The sequence below is a fragment of the Promicromonospora sp. MS192 genome (genome assembly GCF_049532985.1).
Taxonomy (GTDB): domain Bacteria; phylum Actinomycetota; class Actinomycetes; order Actinomycetales; family Cellulomonadaceae; genus Promicromonospora.
This window is the reverse complement of the sequence record NZ_CP186693.1, coordinates 749736-767556: the sequence shown is the minus strand read 5'-3', so window position 1 is coordinate 767556 and position 17821 is coordinate 749736. Positions and strand designations below refer to the sequence as shown.

Genomic DNA, 17821 nt, shown 5'->3' with positions numbered 1-17821 from the left:
GCACCCCGCAGGGCGTCCGCAGCGCGGGTCACTGCAGCAGGTAGATCACCGCGAACAGCGCGATCCACACCACGTCGACGAAGTGCCAGTAGTAGGACGTGACGATCGTGGTGGTGGCCTCGTGGTGACCGAAGCGCTTGGCGGCGAACGAGCGGCCGAGCACGAAGAGGAACGCGATCAGGCCGCCGGTCACGTGCAGGCCGTGGAAGCCGGTGGTCATGTAGAAGACCGAGCCGTACGCGCTGGAGGAGATGGTCAGCCCCTCGTGGACCAGCTCCGTGTACTCGAAGATCTGGCCCCCGATGAAGAACGCGCCCATCAGGTAGGTCATCGTCAGCCACTCGTGCATGCCCCACTTCCAGAACTGGAAGATGTTGCCGGAGCGCGACGGCTTGAACTCCTCCGCCTTGAAGACCGCCCACTGGCAGGTGAACGAGGACAGCACCAGCACGATCGTGTTGATCGTCGAGAAGGTGATGTTCAGCTTGTCCGCCTGCGCCGCCCACTCCTCGGCCGGCATGGTCTGCCGGACGGTGAAGTACATCGCGAAGAGCGCTGCGAAGAACATGAGCTCACTCGCGAGCCAGACGATCGTCCCGACCGAGACCGGGTTCGGACGATTGACTGTCACGTGCTGGTGCGTGGGGGTGGCTGCAGCCGTTGCGGTCGACACGACAGCCATTATGGCCGACGTTCGGGTGTCCCGAACGCCGAACCGTCACAGACGCTCGCGTCGAATCTCACAAAGTCCTTCCAACGCCCTACCTGCGGCGTCTCTTGCTGACGCGATCCAGCAGAGTGCCATGAAAAGGCCTCGGACAGAACTGCCGCCGGGGCGGGGACTGTGCCACGATCGACGCATGACCGGCATGACGACGGATGTGACCAGCGCAGCGGCGAACGGCGTGACGGCGTCGAGCCCGCGCATCCTCCTGTACAGCGACGACCGCACGGTGCGCGAGCAGGTGCGCCTCGCCGTCGGCCCGCGCCTGCGCGCGGGCGCGCCCGACATCGAGTGGAGCGAGGCCGCGACCCCCGCCGCCGTGGTGGACCGCGCCGACCACGAGACGTGGGACCTGCTCGTCCTCGACGGCGAGGCCGACCAGGCCGGCGGCATGGGCCTGTGCCGCCAGCTCAAGAACGAGATCTACCAGTGCCCGCCGGTGCTCGTCCTCACCGGGCGCCCCCAGGACGCGTGGCTCGCCACGTGGTCCCTGGCCGACGGCGTCGTGTCCCGTCCGCTGGACGCCATCACGGTCCAGGCGGCCGTCGCGAAGCTGCTCGCCCCGGGGACCGGCGCGTGAATCTCGAGGCACCCACCTGGTCCGGTCTCCTCGCCGGGCTGATGACCGGCACCGACCTGAGCCAGGCAGAGGCCACCTGGGCGATGGACCGGGTGATGACCGGCGAGGTCTCCCCCGTCCAGCTCGCGGGCTTCCTCGTGGCGCTGCGGGCCAAGGGCGAGACCGTCGACGAGCTCGCGGGCCTGACCGACTCGATGGTGCGGCACGCCACCCACATCGAGGTGCCCGGCCCGTCCGTGGACATCGTCGGCACCGGCGGCGACCGCGCCCACACCGTGAACATCTCCACGATGGCCTCCATCGTCATCGCTGGCGCCGGGCTGCGCGTGGTGAAGCACGGCAACCGCGCGGCGTCGTCGTCGTCGGGCAGCGCGGACGTGCTGGAGGAGCTCGGGATCCGGCTGGACCACACGCCGGAGCGCGTCGCGCAGATCGCGCGCGAGGCGGGCATCACCTTCTGCTTCGCCATGGTGTTCCACCCGTCCATGCGGCACGCGGGCGTGGCCCGCAAGGAGCTGGGCGTGCCGACGGCCTTCAACTTCCTCGGCCCGCTGACCAACCCTGCCCAGCCGCGCGCGGCCGCCGTGGGGTGCGCCGACGCGCGGATGGCGCCGCTGATGGCGGGCGTGTTCGCCGAGCGCGGCAAGTCGGCGCTCGTGTTCCGCGGCGACGAGGGCCTGGACGAGCTCGCGGCCACGGCAGGCGCCACGGTGTGGGAGGTGTCGGACGGCGCGGTCACCTCCCACCGGATCGACCCCGCGTCCGACCTCGGTCTCACGCGCATCAAGGTCGAGGACCTGCGCGGGCAGGACGCGGCCTACAACGCGGGCGTCGCCCGTGCCCTCCTCGCCGGTGAGGCGGGTCCGGTCCGCGAGACCGTGCTGCTCAACGCGGCCGCCGGCCTCGTGGCCGACGGAACCCTGCCCGGTACGGACACCGGGTCGCTCGTGGAGCGTCTGCGGGCCGGCATCGACCTCGCGGCGCAGGCCGTGGACTCGGGCGCGGCACAGGCCACGCTGGACCGGTGGGTGGCGGCGAGCCGCTAGCCGAGACCGCCGAGGGAGAACGGCGGCGAGACGGAACGGGGGCCCGAGCGCTGGTCAGCGCTCGGGCCCCCGTTCCGTCTCGGCGGGAGTGCGATCAGTGCGAGTGGATACCTCGCGAGAACTCGAACACCCAGCCCACCAGCGCGATCACGGCCACGCAGAAGCCGATGTAGAGCACCCACCAGCCCACGGCCAGGCCGAGGAAGCAGATCGCGGCCGATCCCGCGATCGCCAGCGGCCACCAGCTCCACGGCGCGTACACGCCCTGGTCGCCCGCGGCGTCCTCGATGTTGCCGTTCGGGTCGTCCTCCGGGCGGGCGTCGATGCGGCGGGCCGTGAGGGCCAGGTACGCACCGATCATCGCCACCAGGCCGCCCACGAGCGGCATGCCGAGGAAGCCGACCGGCTCGGTCCAGTCCGTCATGAAGCCGTAGACGATGCCGGCCCCGACGAAGATGGGTGTCCCCCAGAGGAACAGCCGGGTCTCGATCTTCACTTGCTGGTCCCCTCGTCCGGCGTGTCAACGATCGTCGTGCTGCTCTGACCCGACTCGCCGCCGCCGTCCGCGGTGCGCTGCTGGGCCTGGGTGTCCTGGCCCCGCCGGTCGGCCTCGCCGTAGATGTTGTCGAGCACACCGCGGTCGTACTCGGGGCGCTCCATGGCGACCACCTCGGGGTGGTGCAGGTCGAACGCCGGCGACTCCGAGCGGATGCGCGGGAGCGAGGCGAAGTTGTGCCGCGGCGGCGGGCAGGAGGTGGCCCACTCCAGGGAGCGGCCGTAGCCCCACGGGTCGTCCACGGTGACCTTCGGCGCCTTGCGCGCGGTGACGTAGACGTTCCAGAGGAACGGCAGCGTCGAGGCGGCGAGGATGAACGCACCGATCGTCGACACCTGGTTCTCCCAGGTGAAGCCCTCCTCGGGCATGTAGTCGGCGTAACGGCGCGGCATGCCCTCGACACCCAGCCAGTGCTGGATCAGGAAGGTCGTGTGGAAGCCCACGAAGAGCAGCCAGAAGTGCAGCTTGCCCAGCCGCTCGCTCAGCATCTTGCCGGTGAACTTGGGCCACCAGAAGTAGAAGCCGGCGAACATCGCGAACACCACGGTGCCGAAGACCACGTAGTGGAAGTGCGCCACCACGAAGTACGAGTCGGAGAGCTGGAAGTCCAGGGCCGGGCTCGACAGGATGATGCCCGTCAGGCCACCGAAGAGGAATGTCACCAGGAAGCCGATGGACCAGAGCATCGGCGTCTCGAAGGTGAGTTTCCCTCGCCACATCGTGCCGATCCAGTTGAAGAACTTCACGCCGGTCGGCACGGCGATGAGCATCGTCATGAACGCGAAGAACGGCAGCATGACGGCGCCGGTCACGTACATGTGGTGCGCCCACACCGTCACCGACAGGGCGGCGATGGCGATGGTCGCGTACACGAGGCCCGTGTAGCCGAAGATCGGCTTGCGGCTGAACACTGGCAGGATCTCCGAGACGATGCCGAAGAACGGCAGCGCGATGATGTACACCTCAGGGTGCCCGAAGAACCAGAACAGGTGCTGCCAGAGGATGGCGCCGCCGTTCTCCGGGTTGAAGATCTGCGCGTCCAGGCGCCGGTCCGCACCGAGTGCGAACAGGGCCGCGGCCAGCGGCGGGAACGCCATCAGGATCAGCAGGCTGGTGATCAGCGTGTTCCACGTGAAGATCGGCATCCGGAACATGGTCATGCCCGGCGCGCGCATCGTGATGATCGTGGTGATGAAGTTGACGCCACCGAGGATCGTGCCGAAACCGGCCAGCGCCAGGCCGAACACCCAGAGGTCTCCACCCAACCCTGGACTGTAGGTGGTGGTCGACAACGGCGCGTAGGCGAACCACCCGAACGAGGCGGCACCCTGCGGGGTGAGGAAGCCGGCCGTCGTGATGAGGCCGCCGAACAGGAACAGCCAGTAGGCGAACATGTTCAGTCGCGGGAACGCGACGTCGGGCGCGCCGATCTGGAGCGGCATGATCACGTTCGCGAAGCCCGCGAAGAGCGGGGTCGCGAACAGCAGCAGCATCACGGTGCCGTGCATCGTGAAGAGCTGGTTGTACTGCTCCTTGCTCTGCACGAGCTGGATGCCCGGCTCGAAGAGCTCGGCGCGGATCAGCAGCGCCATCAGGCCGCCGATGCAGAAGAAGATGAACGACGTGATCAGGTAGAGGTACCCGATCGTCTTGTGGTCAGTGGAGGTGATCCACTTGACGATGGTCCGGCCGAGCGACTGTCGCCCGGGCGCCAGGCCCGGGACCAGCTCGGTCGTGGTCGCTGCGGCCATCAGTGCCCAGCCTCCTCTTCTTCGGTTGCCGCCGGGGTGTCCACCGGGCCGGCGGTGCGGGCGAGGTCCATGCCCAGCGAGCCGGTCTGCCCCTTGGCGGCGAGCTCGGCCATGTGGGCGTCGTACTCCTCGGCCGACACGACCTTCACGTTGAACAGCATGCCCGAGTGGAACTCGCCGCAGAGCTCGGCGCACTTGCCGGCGTAGGTGCCCTCGCGGGTCGGCGTCACCTGGAAGGTGTTGGTCCGGTTCGGGATCATGTCCTGCTTGTACAGGAAGGCAGGGATCCAGAACGAGTGGATGACGTCACGCGACTCCAGCGTGAACTCCACGGTCTCGTTCACCGGCAGGTACAGCGTCGGGAAGGACGTCGAGGTCCCGGCCGCGCCGTCGACCTGGTCCTCGGCGGTGAGGCTGCCGGGGTCCGCCTCGTGCTCGCCGTAGTCGTAGACGTCGGCGTCGAGGTAGTTGAAGTCCCAGCTCCACTGCTTGCCGACCACCTGGATGTGCTCGGTCGCGGTGCCGTCGACGGTCTGGATCTCCGTCATGTCCCGGTCGGTGTACCAGAACAGCACCAGCACCATGATCAGCGGCACGGCCGTGTACATGAGCTCGAGCGGCAGGTGGTAGCGCGTCTGCACCGGGAGCTGGTGGTCGTCCTTGCGCTTGCGGTAGGCCGCGATGCACCACAGCATCAGGCCCCACGTCACGATGCCCACCGCGAGGGCGGCGATCCACGAGCCCACCCACAGGTCGGTGATGCGTCCGGTCTGGTTAGTCACCTCCCCGTCGCTGTAGCCGGGCAGGTATCCGCGCTGGACGGATTCACTGGCGCAGCCCGTGGCCAGCACTGCGACGGCGACGGCGAGTGCCGACGCGCGCAGGATGGCCCGCCGGGTGCGGGTAGGTGGCTTCGAGTGCAAGGGAGGCCTTTCACGTCTCGTCCGGCGCGTCGCACCGGTATCCTCCCGAGCTCCACGCAGAACCTTCGTCCTCGATGAGATGCAGCCTAGCGCGCTCCGGGGCCTGATGATGCCCGGAAGGCCCCCTCCCGGACGTGACGCACTCCGCACCCGGGGCGCCCATCGACGCTGTTCAGGACACGCACCCAGGTCGTGTCAGAACGATGGTGGCGGCGGGCGGACGGGGCCGGGTGCGAGGATCAGGTGTCGGTGGCGGTGACGGACCACGTCCCGCCGTCGTCCCAACGACATCCGGGCGCCGGAACGCGTCACCGGGCCGCGGGCCAGGCACCGCACGGCCCGGGACCCAGGAGCAGGAGGACATGTGAGCCACGCCACCCCGGGCACCCCCGGCCGGGTGCACCTCGACAACGGCGGGCGCGCCCCGTGGCACCCGCTCGCGCGGCAGGCGTTCGAGCAGGCCCTGGGCGACGGGTGGGCCGACCCGCGCCGCCTGCACGCCGAGGGCCGGCGCGCCGCGCGGCTGCTGGACGGCGCCCGCGAGGCGATCGCCGCGGTGCTCGGCGCGCGCACGCAGGAGGTCCACCTCACTCCGAGCCACACGGCCTCGCTCCACGCGGCCGTCGCCGCGGCCGCCGCCGCACGGCACCGCGTGGGGAGCACGGTCGTCGCGAGCGCCGTCGAGCGGGCCGCGGTGCTGCACGCGGCGGAGCACGCCGGGGGCGGCGCGGGGGCCTCGGCTCCCGCGGGCGGGCCCCTCGTCGTACCGGTCGACCGGCACGGGCGGGTCGACGCCGGTGCGATGGCCGAGGCCGTCCGCGGACCCGGCGTCGCGCTGGCCGCCCTGCAGCACGCGAACGGCGAGGTGGGCACGCTCCAGCCCGTCGAGGCGGTGCACGAGGCCGCGCGCGCGGCCGGCGTCCCCCTCCTGGTCGACGCCGGCGCGAGCGTCGGCCACGTGGCGGTGCCCGGCACCTGGGACCTGCTCGCCGCGGACCCTGCCGACTGGGGCGGTCCGGCCGGCGTGGGGGTGCTCGCGGTGCGGCAGCGGGTCCGGACGGCGACGGTGGGCCCGGAGGACGAGGACCCGTGGGCGCCCGGTGGCGTGAGCGTGCCGCTCGCGTTCGCCGCGGCCGTGGCGCTCCAGGCGGTCGAGGCCGACCGCGCGGCGCAGGAGGCCCGCCGCCGGGCGCTGGTGGAGCGCGTGCGGGCGCAGGTGGCCCGCATCCCCGACGTCGAGGTGGTGGGCGACCCGGCGGACCGGCTCCCCCACGTCGCCACGTTCTCGTTCCTCTACGTGGACGGCGAGGCGCTCGTGACGGAGCTGGACCGGCAGGGTTTCGCGGTGGGTTCGGGCTCGGCGTGCACCGCGAGCACCCTGGAGCCGTCGCACGTGCTGGCGGCCATGGGGGTGCTCACGCACGGCAACGTCCGGATCGCCCTGGACCGGTCCACGACCGAGGACGACGTGGACCGGTTCTGCGCCGTGCTGCCGGGGGCGGTGGCGCGGGTGCGGGAGATGCTCGGCGTCGGCGGCCTGTGAGACCCGTGCCGGACCCGGGGGTCACTAGAGTGGCCGGTGTGTCTGACACGCTGGTGGACGCTCGCGGGCTGCGCTGCCCGCTGCCCGTGATCCGGCTCGCCGCGGCCGCGCGGGGGCTGCCCGCGGGCACCGAGCTCACGGTGCTGTCGACCGATCCTGCCGCGAAGCTCGACGTCCCTGCCTGGTGCCGCATGCGCGGTCACGAGCACGTCGCCACCGTGGAGCACCGGGCCGAGGGCACCGACCGCAACATTCCCGGAGTCGGGGATGTTGCGGGTGACGGCTCGGCCTCCGGCGACGAGGCGTGGACGGGCTGGGCGGTCACGGTCCGCCTCGGCTGAGCCGGCCGGCACTCCTGTCGCAGGCCCGGTGCGCCGACCCGCCGGAACATCCTGCCGGCCCACCCATCCCGAGTTCGGTCAGCTGCACGCGCTGACGCCTCGTCTTCGGTCGGTTGCCTCCGGATCGGTCCGTCGATGGACCGATCCGGAGGCGACCGACCGAAGACCCGGTCCGGGCCCCGTCAAGCGACCGACCTCAGTCCGGCAGACGACCCGACACCCGGCCAGCACCCCCTGACGACGTCGGGCCGGTCACCGCGACGGTGACCGGCCCGATGCCGTACGAAGAACTGCGATGCAGGGAGCCTCGATCAGGAGAACGACCCGCCGCAGGCGCATGCGCTGCCCGCGTTCGGGTTGTCGATCGTGAAGCCCTGCTGCTCGATCGTGTCCTTGAAGTCGATCGTGGCGCCCTCGAGGTACGGCACGCTCATCTTGTCCACGACGACCTCGACGCCGTCGTAGTCCCGCAGCGCGTCCCCGTCGAGCAGGCGCTCGTCGAAGTAGAGCTGGTAGATCAGCCCGGAGCAGCCACCCGGCTGCACCGCGACGCGAAGGCGCAGGTCGTCGCGGCCCTCCTGCTCGAGCAGGCTACGGACCTTGCCCGCGGCGACGTCGGTGACGTTGACGCCGTGGGTTGCGATGTCCGTGGTGGTGTCGGTCATGTCATCTCCCGATCGTGTTCGACATACCCGTAGTCGATCTTTCAGCGGTGCCAACCCATCGGATCGTCCGTCTGTTCCCGCTACCGGTTGTTCCCTTGGATCGTACGCCTCCGGGCCGCCCGGGCCACCATGCGTCCGTGGTCGCGCGTGTCCGCACGGTGTGTCGTGGGCTCACCGGGTCCAGGCGGGCGTCCAGGTCCGGGCGACGCGGCCCACGTCGCCGCCGGCAAGCTCGTGCACGCCGCTCAGGCCCGCGGTGGACCACTCCCGCCTGGTCACCTCGCTGCGCTCCGTGAGGACCACGACGGGCACGGCGTGCGGCGCGGCCGCTGCCGCCGCCTCCACGACCACCCCGCGCCGGAGCGCCTCGCCGTCCAGCCGCGTGACGTACGCCACGACCACGTCGGCGTCCCCGGCCGCGCGGGCGAGCGCCGCTCCCTCGGCAGGAGCCAGCACGGACGGCGCCGGGCCGGGCGCGCTGGGGCCGGGGTGCGCGGGTCCGGCGTCCTGCGGCCCGACCGCGGCCGGCCGGCCCACGGGGATCGCCGACCCGGCGAGCAGCACGCTCCCGCCCGCCGGGCCGTGCCCCGGTGCGGCGGCGGGCGACGGGACGGCGTCCGCCCGCGGTACCCGGACCGCCCGCGTCTCGGTGCCGGCGTGCGGCGCGGCGGCGCGCCAGCCGGAGGCGAGTCGCTCGGCGTCGGGCAGGGTCTCGGCAAGCAGCAGCACGTGCACGTCAGGCATCGTGGCACGTCCTGACTGCGTGTCACCACCGCGTGTCATGATGTTCACTGTGAGCACCCTGCTGGCTGATCCCACCGGCTTCTCCGAGCCCGCCCCCTCTCCGCTGCTGCTGCTCGGCCAGGGTCGTGACCTGGCGTCCGAACGTGGCGTGGAGTGTCCGGGCGACCTTCCCGCCGCGAGCGACCCCGACCTCGTCGACCGGGCCCACGCCGCACGTGCCGCGCTGGGCGAGCGCGCGTTCGTCCTGGGGCACCACTACCAGCGCGACGAGGTCATCGACTTCGCCGACGTCACGGGCGACTCGTTCAAGCTCGCGCGCGAGGCGGCCGCCCGGCCCGAGGCCGAGTTCATCCTGTTCTGCGGCGTCCACTTCATGGCCGAGAGCGCGGACATCCTGACCTCCGACCGGCAGCAGGTCGTGCTGCCCGACCTCGCGGCGGGCTGCTCGATGGCCGACATGGCGGCGATCAACCAGGTCGAGGAGGCCTGGGCGGTGCTGCAGGACGCCGGCGTCGCGGACTCCACCCTCCCCGTCACGTACATGAACTCGTCGGCAGCGATCAAGGCGTTCACCGGGCGGCACGGCGGCACGGTATGCACCTCCTCGAACGCCGAGGTCGCGCTGCGCTGGGCCTTCGACCAGGTGGGCGGCGTCGACGGCACCGGCAAGGTGCTCTTCCTGCCCGACCAGCACCTGGGCCGCAACACCGCGGTCCTGCAGCTCGGCATGTCGCTGGACGAGTGCGTGGTCTTCGACCCGCGCAAGCCGAACGGTGGCCTGACCGACCAGGAGCTGCGCGACGCGCGGATGATCCTGTGGCGCGGCCACTGCTCGGTGCACGGCCGCTTCTCGGAGCAGAACGTCACCGACATCCGCGCCGCCGTCCCCGGCATCAACGTGATGGTGCACCCCGAGTGCAAGCACGAGGTGGTCACGGCCGCGGACCACGTCGGCTCGACCGAGTACATCATCAAGCAGCTCGAGGCCGCGGAGCCCGGGTCCGCCTGGGCCGTCGGCACCGAGCTCAACCTGGTCCGCCGCATCGCCAAGGCACACCCGGACAAGCAGGTGCACTACCTCGACTCGACGGTGTGCTTCTGCTCGACCATGAACCGGATCGACCTGCCCCACCTGGTGTGGGCCATGGAGTCGCTCGTGGAGGGACGCATGGTGAACCGGATCGTCGTGGACGCCGACGACGCCCACTGGGCCCGTGTGGCGCTCGACCAGATGCTGGCCCTCCCGGGGATCTGACCGGACCGGCCGAGGACCCACCAGTGAGCGGCAACGGCGGGCTGCGCATCGGGATCTTCGTCTTCGACGGGGCGGAGGAGCTCGACGTCGTCGGGCCGTTCGAGGTGTTCGCCGAGTGGGGCTCGCACTCGCAGCTCCGTCCCACGGTGAGCACGTTCTCGTGGGACGGCGCCGGGGTGCGGCTCGCGAAGGGGCTGCGGATCCTGCCGGCGCACGGGGCGGACGACGTCGGCCCGCTGCACGTGCTGGTCTACCCGGGCGGGCTGGGCACGCGACCTCTGCTGGCCGAGCCCGGCCACCTGGAGTGGCTGCGGCAGATCCGCAAGCAGACGCCGATCCTGGCGAGCGTCTGCACGGGCGCCCTGCCCCTGGCGGCCGCCGGGTTGCTGGCCGGGCGGCCCGCCACCACGCACCACGGCCACTACGACGAGCTCGCCGCGCTCGACCCGAGCATCCTCGTGGACACCGAGGCCCGGTACGTGGACGACGGCGACGTGGTCACCTCCGCGGGGGTGTCGGCGGGCATCGACATGGCGCTGCACCTGGTCGAGCGGCTGGAGACGCCGGGGGTCGCGCGGGCCGTGCGGTTCGAGATCCAGGCGGGCTGAGCGGCGGCCGAACACCCCGTGACGGCTCCGTGAACAGGTATCCGATACTCCGGGTTCCCGGTATAACCTTCGGCACATGGCTCGCATGCTTCAGCTCACGTGGTCCGGACTCTTCCCCCGCAAGGCCCGCCCCGGGCAGACGCTGCTCGACCCGTCGGTCACCCGGATGCGCGTCGGCCCCCTCGACCTCGACTCGTACCTGCACGTCAACAACGGCACGTACCTGCAGATGATGGACGTCGCACGGAACAACCAGATCGCCGACCTCGGCATGTTCCCGGTCGCCCGGCAGAAGGGCTGGGCCCCCGTGGTCGCGGCCTCGACCATGAAGTACCGCCGGTCCCTGCAGCCGTTCGACCGGTTCGAGATCACCACCCGGATCCTCGGCTGGGACGAGCGCGTCTTCTACCTGGAGCAGGTGTTCACCCGCGGCGACAAGCTGTACGCCCGCGGCATCGTCGCCAGCCGGTTCCTCGACCGCAAGGGCAACCGGATCTCGCCGTTCGAGGTGGTCCGTGACGCCACCGGCGAGGACCTGCCCTCACCGGAGCTGCCCGCCGACGTCGCGGCGTGGGCGCGCGCGCTGGACGTGGCACCCCGGGAGCCGGCGCGCCCCTGACGGCGGGAGCCGGAGCCCCGCCGCCCGGGGGCGCGCCGCCCGGATGGCCGGGTCAGAGCCCCTCGGCGACCTTCGTCAGGAGGAGCGCCTCCGCCAGGACGACCTTCTGCAGCTCGCCCAGGTGGACCGACTCGTTCGCGCCGTGCGCGCGCGAGTCCGGGTCCTCGACGCCGGTCACCAGGATCGCCGCGGAGGGGAAGACCTCCAGCAGGTCCGCGATGAACGGGATGGACCCGCCCACGCCGACGTCGACCGGCGCCGTGCCCCACGCCTCGGTGAAGGCGGCGCGCGCCGCCCGCATGGCGGCCGTGTCGCCCGGCGCAAGGAACGGCTTGCCCTGCTCGCCCGAGCGCCACGTGACCTGAGCGCCGAACGGCGCGTGCTTCGCCACGTGCGCGGCCAGGGCCGCGTCGGCCGCCGCGGGGTCCTGACCCGGCGCGAGCCGCAGCGAGATCTTCGCGGTGCAGCGCGGCGCGATGGTGTTGGAGGCAGCCGCCACCGAGGTCACGTCCATCCCGATGACCGACAGCGCGGGCTTGGCCCACAGCCGCCCGGAGAGCGTGCCGGTGCCGGCGAGCTGCACGCCGTCCAGCAGCGAGGAGTCGGCGCGGAACTCGGCCTCGGCGTAGTCGACCTCGGGCTCCGGCGCGGTGACCAGGCCCTCGACCGCGACGTCGCCGGCCTCGTCGTGGAAGGTGGCCACGAGGCGGGACATGAGGGTGACGGCGTCCAGGACGGCCCCGCCGAACATGCCGGAGTGCACCGCGTGGTCGAGCACGCGCAGGTCGATCTCGCCGTCGACCAGACCGCGCAGCGACGTCGTCAGGGCGGGGACGCCCACCTTCCAGTTGGTGGAGTCCGCCACGACGATGACGTCCGCGGCGAGCAGGTCGCGGTGGGTCTCCAGGAACGCGCGGAACGACGGCGAGCCCGACTCCTCCTCGCCCTCCAGGAACACGGTGACCCCCACGGGCAGGTCCGCACCGTCCGGCAGGCCGAGGGCCCGCAGCGCGCCGAGGTGGGCCACGATGCCCGCCTTGTCGTCGGCGGCGCCACGGCCGAAGAGCCGCTCCCCCACCTGCGTGGGCTCGAACGGGTCGGTGTCCCACGTGGCAGGGTCGCCCGGCGGCTGCACGTCGTGGTGGGCGTACAGCAGGACCGTGGGCGCGCCGGCGGGGGCGGGCCGGCGGGCGACGACCGCGGGAGCGCCCGGGGTACCGTCCGGCCGGGGCGCGGAGAGGATCTGCACCTCGGGCAGGCCCGCGTCGCGCAGGAGCTGCGCCGTGGCCGTGGCGCTGGCGGCGACGTGCGCCTGGTCGAAGGCCGCCGCGGAGACGCTGGGGATGCGCACGAGCGCCTCCAGGTCGGCCTGCAGGGCGGGGAACAGCTCGGTGACGCGGGCCCGGAGGGCCGCGGTGGTATCGGTGGTCACCGGCCCACGGTAACGGCTGGCAGCAGGGCACCGCCGCGAGCGACTAGGCTAGGAGGGTGTTTTCCCGCAGCAAGACCTCGACACCCGACGGCGTGACCCCGGTGGGCGACTCCCCTGACGAGGTGACGCCGCCGTCCGACGCGACGTCGGGCACCGCCGGCAAGGGACGGCCCACGCCCAAGCGCAACGTCGCGCAGGCGGCCAACAAGCGCCCGCTGGTCCCGGACGACCGCAAGGCCGCGCGCAAGGCCCAGCGCGAGAAGTCGCGTGTCGACCGGGAGCGCGCCTACCAGGCGATGCAGACCGGCGACGAGCGGTACATGCCCGCCAAGGACAAGGGCCCGGTGCGCCGGTACGTGCGCGACTACGTGGACGCGCGCTGGAACCTCGGCGAGTTCTTCCTCCCGGTCGCGTTCGTGTTCCTGTTCGCGACGTTCTTCACGCAGCAGTACCCGGAGCTCAGCATCTTCGTGATGCTCGGCCTGTACGGGTTCCTGTTCCTGACGATCATCGACGTCTGGCTCCTGTGGCGGTCGCTGAAGAAGCGGCTGACGGCGAAGTTCGGCGAGGTGCCGCGCGGCCTGCTGATGTACACGATCACGCGGGCCTACCAGCTGCGGCGGTCGCGCCTGCCCAAGCCGATGAGCAAGAAGCGCGGCAACTACCCGGAGTGACCCTCCACCTGCCGAGGTGGTCCACCTGCCGAGGTAGAACGACAGCGAGGTAGAACCCGGTGACGGGTTCTACCTCGCTGTCGTTCCGGCCAGGAGGTCAGGCCGGGCGCTTCTTCGGCATGCCCTCGAGGGTCTTGGCCGGGTCACGCACGACTACGCCGGCCAGCGCGTCGTCGATCTGCTGCAGGAGCTCGGCCGGGATGGTCACGCCCGAGGCCTTGACGTTCTCCGCGACCTGCTCGGGGCGGGAGGCGCCCACGAGCGCGGCGGCCACGTTGTCGTTCTGGAGCACCCACGCGACGGCGAGCTGGGCCATCGACAGGCCGAGCTCGTCGGCGACCGGCTTGAGGTTCTGCACGGCCGCCAGGGTCTCGTCGTTCATGAAGCGGCTGATCGTCTGCGCGCCGCCCTTCTCGTCCGTGGCACGCGAGCCCGCGGGCGCCGGCCGGCCCGGCAGGTACTTGCCCGAGAGCACGCCCTGCGCCATGGGCGACCACACGATCTGCGAGACACCGACCTCCTTCGAGGCGGGGACGACCTCGTCCTCGATGACGCGCCAGAGCATCGAGTACTGCGGCTGCGAGGAGATGAGCTGGAAGCCCAGCTCCTTGGCGAGCGCGGCACCGGCGCGGATCTGGTCGGCGGTCCACTCCGAGACGCCGATGTAGAGGGCCTTGCCCTGGCGGACGATGTCGGCGAACGCCTGCATCGTCTCCTCCAGGGGCGTCTCCACGTCGTAGCGGTGCGCCTGGTAGAGGTCCACGTAGTCGGTGCCGAGGCGCTTCAGCGAGCCGTTGATCGACTCCATGACGTGCTTGCGCGACAGGCCGGCGTCGTTGGGACCCTTGGGGCCGGTGGCCCAGTAGACCTTCGTGAAGATCTCCAGCGACTCGCGGCGCTCGCCCTTCAGCGCGTCGCCGAGCACCTGCTCGGCAGCGGTGTTCGCGTACGCGTCCGCCGTGTCGAAGGTGCTGATGCCGGCGTCGAGCGCGGCGCGCACGCACGCCGTGGCGACGTCGTTCTCCACCTGCGAGGCGTGGGTGAGCCAGTTGCCGTAGGTGATCTCCGAGATCTTCAGACCGCTGTTGCCGAGGTACCGGTAGTTGACCATGACCGCACCCTATGACAAACCTTCGAATCGAATCGACCCCGGTGATGGACCCGGTTGGGGAAAGGGCGCCCTACGGTTGCGTGAGGGCCTCTTCGCCGTCAGTGACGCCCCGTCAGGCCCGACGGCGCGAGCCATCGTGCGGCCACCTGCACCACCGGGCCCACGCCGAAGGCGAACACCACCGTCGCCCAGCCGAACGTGCCGCCGAGCAGCACCCCGAGCAGCACGACCGACACCTCGATCGCGGTCTTCACCAGCCACACCGGCCAGCCCGTGACCTGCACGAGGCCCGTCATCAGCCCGTCGCGCGGCCCCGGCCCGAGCCGGGCGCCCACGTAGGCGGCGGTGCTCACCCCGAGCAGGACGATGCCGGCCAGGGCCAGCCCCGCACCGGCCGCGAGCGCGGGGGCGGGCAGCAGCCGCTCCAGCACCCACAGCGCCGGGTCGATGACCAGGCTGATCACGATGATGTTCGCGACCGTGCCGATCCCGGGCCGCTGGCGCAGCGGGATCCAGGCGAGCATCACCAGCAGCCCCACGCCGAGCACCACCCAGCCGTAGGCCAGGCCCGTGCGGTCCACGAGGCCCTGGTCCAGCACGGCCCACGGCATGGCGCCCTGCCCCGAGTGGAGCATCAGTGCCGTGGCGAGGCCGAAGCCGACCAGGCCCAGGAGGAGCTGGACGGTGCGGCGTGCGGGGGACATCAGGACGGGCGCCGGCCCGGCAGGCTCGGCGGCGGGGTCCAGGTCGTGCTCGGCCGTGGGGCCGGTGGTCGTGGTCATGACATCCAGGGTGCGCATCATTGGCCTTGTCTTCCAGGGCCAATCGCGCAAGAGTGGCCCCATGTCCACCGCGACCCCGACCGTGCTGCGCCATCTCTCCCCCGCGTCCACCGCCCGGCTGCTCGGCACCTGGCACGCGGGCGGACCGGCCTACGTGGCGCTGGCCGACGCCCTGCGGGCCGCCGTCCTGTCCGGCACGCTGGCCCCGCACACCCGGCTGCCGAGCGAGCGTGAGCTGGCCGCGACGCTGCGCGTCTCCCGCACCACGACGTCGGGCGCGTACGCGCGGCTGCGGGAGCTCGGCTTCGCGGTGAGCCGGGTCGGTTCCGGCACCGTCACCACCCTGCCGCAGCGCCCCGTGGACCCCGGGCCGGGCCGGGCCGCGGGCGGCGACGCCCCGGTCGCGGACGACGCGCTGTCCGCCGACGGGATCACCGGCATCCATCCCGCCGCCGGCTACCTGGACCTCTGGCAGGCGACTCCCCCGGCGCCGCCCGAGCTGCACGACGCGTTCACGCGGGCCCTGGAGGGCCTGCCCGCCTACCTGGACTCGGGCGGGTACGAGCCGTACGGGCTCACGCCGCTGCGCGAGGCGGTCGCCGCGCGGTACCGGGAGCGGGGCGTGCCCACCACGGCCGACGAGATCCTGGTGACCACCGGGGCGCAGCAGGCGATCGCCCTGCTGGCCCGGACCCACCTGCACCCGGGCGACCGGGCGGTGGTGGAGTCGCCCACGTACTTCCACGCGATGGAGGCGATGCGCGAGGCGGGCGGGCGCCTGCTGGGCGTGCCCACCGGCCCGCTCGACGTCGACCAGCTCGACTCGGCCGTGCGGCGCGCGCACCCGCGGCTGGTCTACCTGGTCCCCGACTACCAGAACCCGACGGGCTCCGTGCTCTCGGCCGACGAGCGGGCGGCGGTGCGCGAGATCGCCGACCGGCACGGCGTCACCGTCGTGGGCGACGAGACGCTCGTCGAGCTCGGCCTGTCCGGCGACGGCACTCCGGCACCCTTCGCCGGCGACGGCACCTCGCCGCACGTGGTGTCGGTCGGGTCGGCCTCGAAGGTGTTCTGGGGCGGTCTGCGCGTGGGCTGGATCCGGGCGCACCCGCGGGTGATCGACCATCTCGCCCGGGCCCGGCAGTCGGCGGACATCGCGACGGCGGTGCTGGACCAGCTCGCCGTGGCCGACCTGCTGCGCCGCCGGGCCGAGGTGCTGCCGGGCCGGCGGCAGCTGCTGCGCGAGCGTCGTGACCTGCTCGTCGGCCGGCTGCGCGACGCGCTGCCGTGGGACGTGCCCGTACCGCCGGGCGGGCTGTTCTGCTGGGTGGACCTGGGCCGCCCGGTCGCCCAGGCCTTCGCCGCCGCGGCGGCGGCCGAGGGCGCGCGCGTCGCGGCCGGGCCGCTGTTCACGCCGGACGGCGCGGGCGCCGCCACGCACGTGCGGCTCACCTTCACCCGGTCACCCGCGGAGCTGGCCGACGCCGTACCCCGGCTGGTCCGTGCCTGGGAGCGGGTGTCACCCCGCGACGGCGGCCCGCGCAGGTAGCCGCCGCCCGCCGGCCCAGGCCGCGTGAGCCGCCCGCCATCACCTCACGGCACCACGTACCGCGAGTCCCGTGCGTCCGTGATCGCCATGTGCCCGGGCGCGTGCCCGATCGCGAACGCCGGCCGGGACCGCATGACCGCCGCCTGGGGCGTCACGCCGCAGGCCCAGAAGACGGGGATCTCGCCGGGACGGACCTCGACCGGGTCCCCGAAGTCGGGGGTGGCGAGGTCGGCGATGCCCAGCGCCCCGGGGTCGCCCACGTGCACGGGCGCGCCGTGCACGGCGGGGTACCGCGAGGTGATGCGGACGGCGTCGGCCACCTGGCTCGCGGGCACCGGGCGCATCGACACCACGAGCGGCCCGCTCAGGGCGCCCGCAGGCCGGCACTCACGGTTGGTGCGGTACATGGGCACGTTGGACCCGGCCTCGACGTGGCGCACGGGAACGCCCGCGTCGAGGAGCGCCGACTCGAAGGTGAAGCTGCAGCCCACCAGGAAGGCGACGAGGTCGTCGCGCCACAGGTGCGTCACGTCGGTGAGCTCCTCGACCAGCTCGCCGTCGCGGTACACGCGGTAGGCGGGCAGGTCGGTGCGGAGGTCACCGCGGAAGATCGACGCCGACACCGCGCCCGGCTCGGTGACGTCCAGCACCGGGCAGGGCTGCGGGTTGCGCTGTGCGAACAGCAGGAAGTCGTACGCGTCGGCCCGCGGCAGCGCGATGAGGTTGGCCTGGGTCCACCCCGCGGACCAGCCCGACGTCGGCACACGCAGACCGGCCCGGAAACGCGCCCTGGCCTGGTCGGGGGTGTGCTGGTCGGGCGTGCGCTGGCCCGGCGTCAGGGATGTGGTGTCCGCGTCCATCGGACCATCATGCCGCCCGCGGACCGCGGGCGGACGGCCGGCACGGACTGCCGGCACC

The 17821-nt window shown here is 72.3% G+C and carries 19 protein-coding genes; 9 read left to right on the top strand and 10 right to left on the bottom strand.

The annotated features are described in order from the left end of the window. Positions 1–28: 28 nt before the first annotated feature. Positions 29–682 (bottom strand): cytochrome c oxidase subunit 3, encoded by a 654-nt coding sequence (locus ACO229_RS03470; protein WP_397412616.1) that lies wholly within the window; start codon positions 680–682, stop codon positions 29–31. A gap of 178 nt (positions 683–860) precedes the next feature. Here ACO229_RS03470 and ACO229_RS03465 point away from each other — a divergent pair, with 178 nt between their 5' ends. Together ACO229_RS03465 and trpD are read left to right on the top strand one after the other, a co-directional pair. Further along, entirely contained in the window at positions 861–1304 is a 444-nt protein-coding gene (locus ACO229_RS03465; RefSeq protein WP_423463769.1) for a hypothetical protein, read from the top strand. Then, positions 1301–2350 carry an anthranilate phosphoribosyltransferase gene (trpD, locus tag ACO229_RS03460; RefSeq protein ID WP_423463768.1) on the top strand — a complete coding sequence of 350 codons (1050 nt, stop codon included), beginning with the start codon at positions 1301–1303 and terminating at the stop codon, positions 2348–2350. The genes ACO229_RS03465 and trpD overlap by 4 nt, the downstream gene beginning before the upstream one ends. A 94-nt stretch (positions 2351–2444) precedes the next feature. Here trpD and ACO229_RS03455 read toward each other — a convergent pair whose 3' ends face one another. Genes ACO229_RS03455 through coxB form a run of 3 tightly spaced genes read right to left on the bottom strand, consistent with a single transcriptional unit; the run spans position 2445 to position 5580 of the window. Continuing rightward, a complete protein-coding gene (locus tag ACO229_RS03455) occupies positions 2445–2846 on the bottom strand; it encodes a cytochrome c oxidase subunit 4 (protein ID WP_397412610.1) in 402 nt (133 codons plus the stop codon). Continuing rightward, positions 2843–4657, bottom strand: coding sequence for a cytochrome c oxidase subunit I (gene ctaD, locus ACO229_RS03450; protein WP_397412608.1), 1815 nt, complete (start codon positions 4655–4657; stop codon positions 2843–2845). Before ctaD ends, ACO229_RS03455 begins: the two co-directional genes overlap by 4 nt. Next, entirely contained in the window at positions 4657–5580 is a 924-nt protein-coding gene (coxB, locus tag ACO229_RS03445; RefSeq protein WP_423463767.1) for a cytochrome c oxidase subunit II, read from the bottom strand. The genes ctaD and coxB overlap by 1 nt, the downstream gene beginning before the upstream one ends. 364 nt (positions 5581–5944) lie before the next feature. On the opposite strand from coxB, the gene ACO229_RS03440 reads away from it, so the two are divergent. Both ACO229_RS03440 and ACO229_RS03435 read left to right on the top strand, forming a co-directional pair. Next, a complete protein-coding gene (locus tag ACO229_RS03440; RefSeq protein WP_423463766.1) occupies positions 5945–7123 on the top strand; it encodes a cysteine desulfurase family protein in 1179 nt (392 codons plus the stop codon). 38 nt (positions 7124–7161) lie between these two features. Continuing rightward, entirely contained in the window at positions 7162–7464 is a 303-nt protein-coding gene (locus ACO229_RS03435; RefSeq protein WP_423463765.1) for a sulfurtransferase TusA family protein, read from the top strand. Positions 7465–7775: 311 nt separating this feature from the next. Here ACO229_RS03435 and erpA read toward each other — a convergent pair whose 3' ends face one another. Both erpA and ACO229_RS03425 read right to left on the bottom strand, forming a co-directional pair. After that, the gene (gene erpA / locus ACO229_RS03430) at positions 7776–8129 is read right to left on the bottom strand and encodes an iron-sulfur cluster insertion protein ErpA (RefSeq protein ID WP_119143950.1); all 354 of its coding nucleotides are present in this window, start codon (positions 8127–8129) and stop codon (positions 7776–7778) included. Between the two features lie 171 nt (positions 8130–8300). After that, positions 8301–8873, bottom strand: coding sequence for a hypothetical protein (locus ACO229_RS03425; protein WP_423463764.1), 573 nt, complete (start codon positions 8871–8873; stop codon positions 8301–8303). A 40-nt stretch (positions 8874–8913) separates the two neighbouring features. Here ACO229_RS03425 and nadA point away from each other — a divergent pair, with 40 nt between their 5' ends. The 3 genes from nadA (at position 8914) to ACO229_RS03410 (ending at position 11355) form a co-directional block, all read left to right on the top strand. After that, a complete protein-coding gene (gene nadA / locus ACO229_RS03420; RefSeq protein ID WP_423465258.1) occupies positions 8914–10128 on the top strand; it encodes a quinolinate synthase NadA in 1215 nt (404 codons plus the stop codon). Positions 10129–10151: 23 nt separating this feature from the next. Then, positions 10152–10736 (top strand): DJ-1/PfpI family protein, encoded by a 585-nt coding sequence (locus ACO229_RS03415; protein ID WP_397412598.1) that lies wholly within the window; start codon positions 10152–10154, stop codon positions 10734–10736. Positions 10737–10812: 76 nt separating this feature from the next. Next, the gene (locus ACO229_RS03410) at positions 10813–11355 is read left to right on the top strand and encodes an acyl-CoA thioesterase (RefSeq protein WP_397412596.1); all 543 of its coding nucleotides are present in this window, start codon (positions 10813–10815) and stop codon (positions 11353–11355) included. Positions 11356–11407: 52 nt separating this feature from the next. Here the strand turns inward: ACO229_RS03410 and ACO229_RS03405 are convergent, their stop codons facing one another. After that, the gene (locus tag ACO229_RS03405; protein ID WP_397412594.1) at positions 11408–12787 is read right to left on the bottom strand and encodes a dipeptidase; all 1380 of its coding nucleotides are present in this window, start codon (positions 12785–12787) and stop codon (positions 11408–11410) included. A 56-nt stretch (positions 12788–12843) separates the two neighbouring features. On the opposite strand from ACO229_RS03405, the gene ACO229_RS03400 reads away from it, so the two are divergent. Beyond that, the gene (locus ACO229_RS03400) at positions 12844–13461 is read left to right on the top strand and encodes a DUF3043 domain-containing protein (RefSeq protein ID WP_397412592.1); all 618 of its coding nucleotides are present in this window, start codon (positions 12844–12846) and stop codon (positions 13459–13461) included. A gap of 97 nt (positions 13462–13558) precedes the next feature. Here ACO229_RS03400 and ACO229_RS03395 read toward each other — a convergent pair whose 3' ends face one another. Both ACO229_RS03395 and ACO229_RS03390 read right to left on the bottom strand, forming a co-directional pair. After that, the gene (locus ACO229_RS03395) at positions 13559–14572 is read right to left on the bottom strand and encodes an aldo/keto reductase family protein (RefSeq protein WP_397412590.1); all 1014 of its coding nucleotides are present in this window, start codon (positions 14570–14572) and stop codon (positions 13559–13561) included. 98 nt (positions 14573–14670) lie between these two features. After that, positions 14671–15354, bottom strand: a complete 684-nt coding sequence (locus ACO229_RS03390) for a YczE/YyaS/YitT family protein (protein ID WP_423463762.1) — start codon at positions 15352–15354, stop codon at positions 14671–14673. A gap of 61 nt (positions 15355–15415) precedes the next feature. On the opposite strand from ACO229_RS03390, the gene ACO229_RS03385 reads away from it, so the two are divergent. Continuing rightward, positions 15416–16903 carry a PLP-dependent aminotransferase family protein gene (locus tag ACO229_RS03385; protein WP_423463761.1) on the top strand — a complete coding sequence of 496 codons (1488 nt, stop codon included), beginning with the start codon at positions 15416–15418 and terminating at the stop codon, positions 16901–16903. A 44-nt stretch (positions 16904–16947) separates the two neighbouring features. Here ACO229_RS03385 and ACO229_RS03380 read toward each other — a convergent pair whose 3' ends face one another. Continuing rightward, positions 16948–17763 (bottom strand): putative hydro-lyase, encoded by an 816-nt coding sequence (locus ACO229_RS03380; protein ID WP_397431971.1) that lies wholly within the window; start codon positions 17761–17763, stop codon positions 16948–16950. Between the last annotated feature and the right edge of the window lie 58 nt (positions 17764–17821).